Annotated in this window: 3 protein-coding genes; all 3 read left to right on the top strand. The window is 31.9% G+C overall.

All coding sequences use genetic code 11. The annotated features are described in order from the left end of the window. Window positions 1–86 precede the first annotated feature (86 nt). Window positions 87–1,397, top strand: coding sequence for an ISL3 family transposase (locus F823_RS0109670; RefSeq protein WP_019595705.1), 1,311 nt, complete (start codon window positions 87–89; stop codon window positions 1,395–1,397). 586 nt (window positions 1,398–1,983) lie between these two features. Continuing rightward, complete coding sequence (locus F823_RS0109665) at window positions 1,984–6,675, top strand: cell wall-binding repeat-containing protein (RefSeq protein WP_002845533.1); 4,692 nt, start codon at window positions 1,984–1,986, stop codon at window positions 6,673–6,675. A gap of 82 nt (window positions 6,676–6,757) precedes the next feature. Beyond that, a partial coding sequence (locus tag F823_RS10695; protein WP_019595704.1) for a S8 family serine peptidase occupies window positions 6,758–9,381 on the top strand: 2,624 nt, incomplete at its 3' end.

The raw sequence follows: 9,381 nt of genomic DNA, 5'->3' as shown, positions 1-9,381 counted from the left end.
TAAATTTTTTGCAAAAAAAGAAGAATACACATCAAATCTCATGTATAATTTAAATCACTACAAATAAAAAAACAAGGAGAAATGATATGTATTCTAATGCTAGTATAACAGAAATCTTGGGAATTAACGATAACAATTTAGTAATTTTAGGTAACGAAAAAGAAAAGATTAAAGGTATAGAATATACAGTCCTAAGGGGAAAGCTTTCATATAGGCCGACTTGCTGCCCTAAGTGTGGTATAGTCAATGAAAATTATGACATAACTAAAAATGGAAGCCGGACTGTAAAAATATTTTTTAATAGGGTTAATACAAATCCCTTGATATTGATGGTTAAAAAACAGAGATTTTTCTGTAAGCATTGTGAGTCAACATTTATGGCCAAAACACCTATCGTAGATAAGGGGTGCTTCATATCGAATGATCTTAAGAGGTCCATAGTTTTAAACCTATGTGAGACTAAGTCAATGGACTTAATTGCAAGAAAACACTATGTATCTCCTACTAGTGTTGCTAGAATACTCCGTTTAACTGAAGATAGGAGGAGAAAAAATTATCTTCCTAGGATTCTATCAATAGACGAATTCAAGTCAGTAAATACAGTTGATGCATCTATGAGTGTAAATTTAACTGATTTAGAAGGCGGTCATATTTTTGATATCCTGGTGGATAGGAGGCAAAGATACCTCTTTGAGCACTTTAATTCCTATCCCTTAAAGGTCAGAAAAAGGGTAGAATATGTGACTACAGACATGTATAAGCCATATATTGATCTTGCCAAGAAGGTTTTTCCAAATGCCAATATTGTGGTTGATAAATTCCACATAGTACAGCTCTTGACAAGAGAGCTAAACAAGTTAAGAATAAATGAGATGAAGAAGCTTAATACCAGGTCTAGAGAGTATAAAATACTGAAGAGATACTGGAAAATACCACTTAGGAAGAACTGGGAGTTAAACAGTATATATTTTTACAAGAATTTACACTTTAAAAATATGACTAGTTCAGTTGATATATTAGACTATATGTTAAGAAAATTCCCCAACTTAAAAGAAGCATATGATTTTTATCAAAACTTCCTATTAAGTATCTCTAAAAACGATGTAGCTATGCTTGAAGATATTCTAAATACTAGGACTGATAAAATACCAATGTGTTTTAGGAAGAGTATAAAAAGCCTTAAAAAGCTTAGAAAGTATGTGATTAATTCATTAAAATATGACTATACGAATGCTATGGTGAAGGGTAAAAACAACAAGATTAAGGTAGTTAAAAGAGTATCCTACGGATATAGGAGTTTTAGGAATTTTAAGGCAAGGATAATGCTAATGGAAAGGTATAAGATACAAAAGGGCAACATCCATAGTTATCAGTTTGCTATGGATGCTGCCGCATAATTTAATAGATTTTATTGATTTAAATTATCACCAACGTTATTTGACATAGAGCCATTTAATATAGGTGAGATTACACATTCGTAGATCTCAAATTAATGGAGGTTATGCATTCAAGAAACAAGTAAATGAAAGCATAACCTCTCTTTTCTTTCAGATTTACCTTGTAATTTTTATCCTCCACCATAGTATTCGAATAATCATATTTTAGTGAGTTTAGCACATAATTCCTTTTTTGTTCCCTAAAATTACTAAATTGTTATCATAAATTCACAAGAATTCTATTATACAAGCCATTAATAGAGGTAAAATATTTATTTAAATTTACTATATTAGCATTATTTTTATCTAGTATAAAATAAGATGATTTGTATTACTATGTTTTGAATTAAACGATAATATGAAATAGATAATATGAAATAATAGATGATAGTAATAATAACTTGCATTTATTATCAGGCTATGCTAATATATATTTCGGTAGGGATCTGTTTATAATAAGAAGGAAGGTAGCGCTACTATGATAATTATAAAAATGTTTTCTGCTAAAAAGCATATTAAATATAGTTGTATAATGTAGGAGGAAGTTATGCTTAATAAAAAATATAACATAAGCAATAAGATATTATCAGTTGCATTGTCTTTAATAATGTCAACAGGAAGTCTTATACCAGTTTTTGCTGAAAGTAATCATATCAAAAATCATACAAATGTTGGCATTTTACAAAATGGAAAAGAGGAGAGTGAAGCCAAGACTAAGTTAAGAAAACTAGTAAAAGAGATTATATCTGATAAGAGTATACTTGATAGATATATAGGTACCATTTTTATCAAAACTGTAGACAATGGAACACCTTTTGATGTATTTAGCGATGCTAGTAGAATGAATCCAACTGCAATTAAGGATACACCATGGTGGAAGTTGTGGCAAGAAGCATATCGTATAAATGGAAAATTGGAAAATTTGACAGATGCAGAAGCTAAATCACTTTATGATAATTTAATGCTTGAAAAAACTGCTTTGTATTTTCCACTTTCAAATGAACTTAAAGAGGATGGTTACTATGAAGGTATAGAGGGAGATTTTGATATTTATAAAGTTACCAGTGTGAATAGTTATACTCCGGCTCAAGATATCTATGTCAAGGGAGAGAATAATCCAGATATAAAAAATCTTTTTGGAGTTGTTGCCGTAGTTAAGTCTGGAAATGAACATGATATCATGCTCTCCATGAAAAAAGAAATGGTTAAGTCTATCAAACAGATTTCCTTTAATGGAATATCAACTGTCAAGCCTATTACAGCTATAAAACCAGTTGAGGAAGATAGTGATATTGCAATGTTTAGTGTCACAGTACCTGGAGAAGTTGGACCTGAAAATCTAGTGGTAAATAGTTTAAAATACATAAACAATAATAATGAGGAGGTTACTATAAGAGAACCTTTTGGTATTGATATAAAATATAGTCAGTTGAAAAAAAGTAATACTCCTCTAAAAAAAATAAGACAACCAGAGTATGTTGAAAAGAGAATAGAAGCTTGGCTGAAGAGAGCCGATACCATAAAACGTGAAATAATGGATTCTGGTGAGAGCAGAAAGATAGATGATGCTATACGTAAAATTAGAACATTTAAAGATTTGAGCGAGGAAAATTTAACTAATTTATATGAAATTGTTAAACCTATTTATTATGCGGAATATAAAGAAACCTCAAGAGAAATACTGAGAAAAATAATTAGCCAGCAGAAAAGTAGCTTAGATAGTTCTGTTTATTCTCCTGAAACCTATACTAAAGAAAGTCTAGAAACTTTTAAAAGTGAACTTGAACATATAAACAGAAGTATGGATAATAAGGATTTGTCAGATCTTGTTGGAGATGTGGCTAAGACCACTAATTTAAGCTTCACAGTTCTACGTTATAATACTGAAAAATTGCAGGGTTTGTATGATAAAGTCAAAGATAGAGTTGATCAAAGAAACCGTTATGAAGCTGATTCATATGCTAAATTTTTAGTGGCTTTTACAAAGGCAGAAAAATGGCTAAACACTACTAAGAAGACTATGCCGGTTCCTAATGATACCAAAGAAATTTATGATGAATTAAAGAAGACTGCGAATTCTTTGAAAAGAAAAGATGGAAGCAGTGATGATTTAATTGAAGATGATAAAAATAAACATCAAGAAAAAGATGCTATATATGATGTTAAGGTAAATTTACAAAAACCAAATGGGAATGTGAATACTGACTTTTCTCAATTTATAAACAAAGATGCAAAGTATATTATAAAAGAAGGTGGAAAAAACAAGAAATTAGTTTTATATTTAAAACCTATTATGAATGGGAATAAAATTGATAAATTAATTACAGATTTTCAATATTCTAGAAGAAATATACTTCAAACAGCTAACACAGTTACAAGTAAAAAATTCGAATTTAATTTTATAGATGGAACAAAAAACTTGTATAGTCCAGAAAAAATAGAATTGGACGTGGATGGCGAGCAAGACCTTCTGCCTATAGATATAACATATTATGATTCTAAGGATAATAAAGATGCAAAACGTTATATTTCTGATAATAAGTTAAGCATCAACTATGATGATAAGATTGAAACAAACGATGAAAATCTTAAACCTGACAGTGGGAATGGTAATAATGAATCTAAGGATTATACAGTAAATGTTAAGTTTTTACATGAAAACGGTCATTCTGAGAGTCATGCTGCACCTGCACTTGTAAACAGGGCCAAGCTAAGTATTAAGGGTTCAGATAAAATATTGACACTGAAGTTAAGACCACTTTTGGGAGAAGGTGGAAATCCTACAGGAGTAATATCTAAAATATACTACTTTGAAGGAAATCAAAAAAGTGGTAAAAAGCTTGAAGCAAAGAACAAAAAATTAGCTAGAATTAGAATGAAGTATCAGTCAGTGGACAAGGAATACGAATACCCAACAGAAGTTGAAATACCAGTAGATGCGTCAACTCGACAGCTATATTTGAATCTTGACTCTGCTACACCAGTTTTTGGAGATAAGAATCATGAGCATACAGTAGTCTTAGACATAGATTATGCTAAAAAGACTGAAGGATACAATGATAATGAAGTGGATAAGACTCAGTTAATAAACTTGATTAATGGTATAAACAAGAAGTATTATGAATCCTATAAGAATATCATACCTGAAAAACCTTATGAAAACTTTATGTCTGCTTATAATAATGCAATGTCAGTTAGAAATAATAATAATGCAACTATTGCTGAAGTAAATGATGCATATAAAAATCTATTTAATTCTATTAAAAAACCTAATTTGTATATAGAAATAGATATTGTCAAAAAGCAGGCAGATGCTGATATAAAATCAGAATCAGAATCTGGGAAGTATACTCAAGAGAGTATCAAAGAAGCGAAGAAAATTGCTGAGGATAGATATAAAGAACTAAAAGAATATCTTGCAAGAGATGATATAGAAGATTCTAAAATAGATGATTACAAGTATGATATTCAGCACTCACCTGATAGACTAAGATATGATACTAGTGAATTAGAAAAAGTAATAAGCGAAGCAGAAGGAAAATTAAATTCTGGTAAATATACTGATGAGACAGTGGAGTATCTAAAGGACAAATTGGCTGACGCCAAAAATTTCCTTAAAGAGGCTAAGACTAAGAATAGACAGGATAAAAGGTCTGCTCTAATTAAGGAAATAGATAAAGCTATAAAGTCTCTAATAGAAAAGAAGGAAAAAGTTTCTAGCCAGGCAAGGAAATCCTTGGAGAGCAAGGTGAATATGGCTAAGAAAATAGAGCAAGGCAAAAAATCTAAAGAAGCCTACGATGAACTTAATAAGGTGATAAATGAGTCTGTAAATATATTAAACACATCTGAAAATGACGACGACTATAATAAACAGATAGAAAAGCTAGAAAAAGCAATTGTAAAGTTTAAATCATCTGAGGATGTAAAAAAAGATAATGCAGATGAAAAGAAAGAAAAGGAAAATGAAAAATCTGACAAGAAAAGTATTGATGCAAAGATAATGGATGAGGACAATAAGGAATCAATGGCAGATATTTTCTTAAAAGATCATAAGATCCTAACAACATATGACAAGGATAAAAATCAAACCACATATGAATTAACATTCAGAATGTATGACGAGAATAAACCTAGTGTAGGTAAATTATATGTTAAAAATGGTGAAACCTTTAAAGAAGCCGAACTTATAAAGGAAGATAAGGGGGTAAATACTTTTAAATTTATTAGGAATAGTAAGCCTGAAAGAAATATAATTATAAAAATGTTTATTCCTGCCATGAATACAGAAAAGACTGCCAAGCTAACACTAAATGTAAATAATGAAATTGTAAAGTCTGAAATCACTAGTCTAGACGGTGAAAACAGGTATGATACTGCTAGTAAAATAAGTAAAATGTTATATCCAAATACAAATAAGAAGGCTGTCTTAGCATCAGGTCAAGTTACTGTAGATGCGCTGTCAACTTCATTGTTTGCAAAGAAGAAAGGGGCACCAATACTATTAACAAAGGCTTCTTACCTGCCAAGTGAAACTATAAGAGAGTTAAAAAGACTAGGGGTAAGTGAAGTGACAATAATTGGTGGATATAATACTATCAACAGACAGGTTACTGATGAATTAAGGACTATGGGTATCAGTACTGAAAGAATTTACGGTAAGGATAGGTATGATACAGCTAGAGAATTAGCAAATAAATCAAACTCAGATCTTAAGAAGTTGGTTATAGTAAATGGAGTTAATTATGCGGATGCTATTTCTATATCCGGTTATTGTGCTCAGAATGACTACAATATGATTTTAACAAATGGTAAGAGTTTGTCTGATAGTGATATGTCATTGATAAATAAAGCTGATGAAGTAATTATTGTTGGTGGATATAAATCCGTGTCAAATGACTTAGAAAGAAAGCTAGAAATGGCTGCTAAAAAAATTAGAAGGATTAGTGGATACGATAGGTATGAGACTTCATTAAAATTGTCAGAGGAGCTATACACTAAGTCCGATGGGATAGTTATGGCATCCGGTGATAATGATAAAATGACAGATGCTCTAGCGGGTTCTCAGTTAGCTGCTTATAAGAAAGCACCATTACAATTGGTTTCAAATTATATGACTTCAAGACAGAGAAAATATATTGAAGATAATAAAATAAGTAGTGCAACTATTCTTGGTGGAATGAACTCTATTGGTAGGTCAGTAAGAGAATCTATAAAGTCATTATTAGTGAAAAATTAGAAATATTGATATTATAATTAAAAAAATATTTTATCATAGGATACAATTTTGTATCCTATGATAAAGTTAGGAGGCATTACAAGTGCAAAATAAAATAAAAAAATCTTGTCTGACTCTTATTCTGTCTTCTTGTATGATTATGACAAATTACAGTGGTAGTATTATAGCTCATAAATCGTTAGAAAATATTGTTCAGGTTAGAGGAATGTCGTATGATGGAGTGATCACTGATGCTTTAAAGGCAAAGTTGAATGAAACCGATGGCTATATAGATAGTATGGTATATTTTAAGGATGATACATCAAATGAGGATATTCAAAAACTTAGCAAGACCATAAAAACAGAAGAGGGTAAAGACGATAAAGACAGGAAGGCTGTTATAGCTCAGCTATCTCAGACTGCTATGGAAAGTCAAGATGGCATATTGGATTGGTTAGAACAAGAAAAAGAATCTGGAAATGTAAAGAGTTATGAAAGTTTTTATATCATAAATGCCATACATTTGAAATCCAAAGCAAATCTAATAGAGAAATTAGCGTCTCATCCTAATGTACGTAAAATAGATATAAATCAAAAAATTCAAGCGGATAATCCAATTGACAAGCAACCAAGTAATGTAGAATCTAACAGAGATGAGATTGAGTGGAATTTGAAAAATATCGGTGCAGACTTAGCTTGGAATCAGGGGATAAGAGGTCAAGGTGTGACGGTCGGTATAATGGATTCAGCAGTAGATGCTAACCATCCTGCCTTAAAGAGAAAATTTAAAGGTTATGACCAATCAACTAATAGAGTTAATTTTGACGATAGTAATTATTTTGATGCTATTCAAGGGAAGCAGGATACCAGTGGTGTTCTTGATATGGCTCATGGAAGCCATTGTGCCGGTATAGTACTGGGTTCTGAATTAAATTCAAGTGGTGAGGAGTTTAATAGAATAGGTGTAGCACCTGATGCTCAATGGATTAATGCCAGAATATTTGATAGTAATTATAGGAATGTAGAACAATCAAGTTTTATAAGGGCAGCTGAATGGATGTTGGCTCCTGGAAATGACCCCTCTAAGGCACCCCAAATCATCAATAATTCCTGGGGTGGTTCACAGTATTTGACAGATACCTGGTTTAAATCTACTGTAGGTAGGTGGAGACAGGCCCATATCTTACCAGTATTTGCAGCTGGTAATCAGATGCCTGGAGAATCATTACCTGGTGAAAGTAGTATAGTTATACCTGCATCATACCCAGAGTCTTTTGCAGTAGGAGCAGTTGACATAATGGGTAACTTGGCTTCGTTTTCAAAAAGGGGGCCATCCCTATTTGATACAAGCCTTACAAAGCCAGAAATCTCTGCACCTGGGGTTAATGTAAGGTCCAGTATCAAAGATACTTATGCTTATATGAGCGGTACTTCAATGGCAGCTCCTCATGTAGCAGGTGTTGCAGCCTTAGTGAAATCTGCAAAACAAAATCTAGATGATAGAGAGATACAAAAAATTTTAGAAGAAACTGCGACTCCTAAGACAGATTCCTACTACAAGACAGCACCTAATAATGGATACGGGCATGGAATTGTCAATGCTTATGCTGCAGTCGTAAAGGCAATGGATAAAGAAATAGGAACTATTAGGGGAAAAGTAACCTCTGATGGAAAACCGGTAGAAGCTGAGATAAGTGTAGAAGGAACAGATATTAAGGTTAAGAGTAATTCTTCAAGTGGTGAATTTTTCATTGTATATCCGTCAGAAGGGGACATTAAAATATCTTGCAAGGCATTTGGATATAATTCTATAGACAAAACAATTAAGATTAACAAAGAAAATACTACTCATGTAGACTTTGATATGATCAAGAAACCCATAAAAAATTTAGAGGGTAGTGTTAGTGACAAATCAGGCACAAAATTATCTGATGTAAATGTATATTTAGTAGAAGATGCTACAACGGAGATTGAACTAACAGGAAATGATGGAAGGTTTAGCATCAAAGATGTTCCAGTAGGTGAATATACACTTAGAGCCTTTAAGCATGGATACAAATTCTATGAAAAAAAGGTGACACTTGGTGAAAATTCAAGCGTTTTTGATATAAACTTAGAAGACAAGAATGCTTCAGATGATGTTGAACTATATTATGATAATGGAAAAGAAAACGAAAGTGGAAAAAATCAGGTTGTTGGTATAAATGGTGATTTAGGAGTAGCAGTTTCATTCAAACCAAAGAAAAAGGCTACTTTGAGCAAGGTTAAGGTTAGGTTTGCTAGCGATATTGAGAATACAGGAACTTCTGCTACGATTTCTGTTGTAAAATTCGATAAAAATAACCGTATTAAAACATTATTAATGCCAGTAAAAGTCAGACATTTGAATGTATTTGGAGATACTGAGATAGATTTGGAAAAGTATAATGTACAAGTAGACGGAGAGTATTATGTTGTTATAGAACCGGACAAGGATACGAATAAATCTATTGTGGTTGCTCTTGACAGAACAGCTAGCAAGATGAAGAAATATTCATATCAAGTTGACAGAGGCTATTTCAGGTCTTATGATAATCTAGATAATAAGAAAGGGGCTCTTATGATAAGATCAATATTGTCATACGAAGAGGGAGCCAATGATATAGATTATGGTAGCAATGGTGATGATCAGAAGCACAAAAATCTTGAAAAAGGCAAAGAACCTGAAAAAGGCAAAGAACCTGAAAA

Source organism: Peptostreptococcus anaerobius VPI 4330 = DSM 2949, from assembly GCF_000381525.1.
GTDB classification, from domain to species: Bacteria; Bacillota; Clostridia; order Peptostreptococcales; family Peptostreptococcaceae; genus Peptostreptococcus; species Peptostreptococcus anaerobius.
This window is presented reverse-complemented; position numbering and strand designations above follow the sequence as displayed.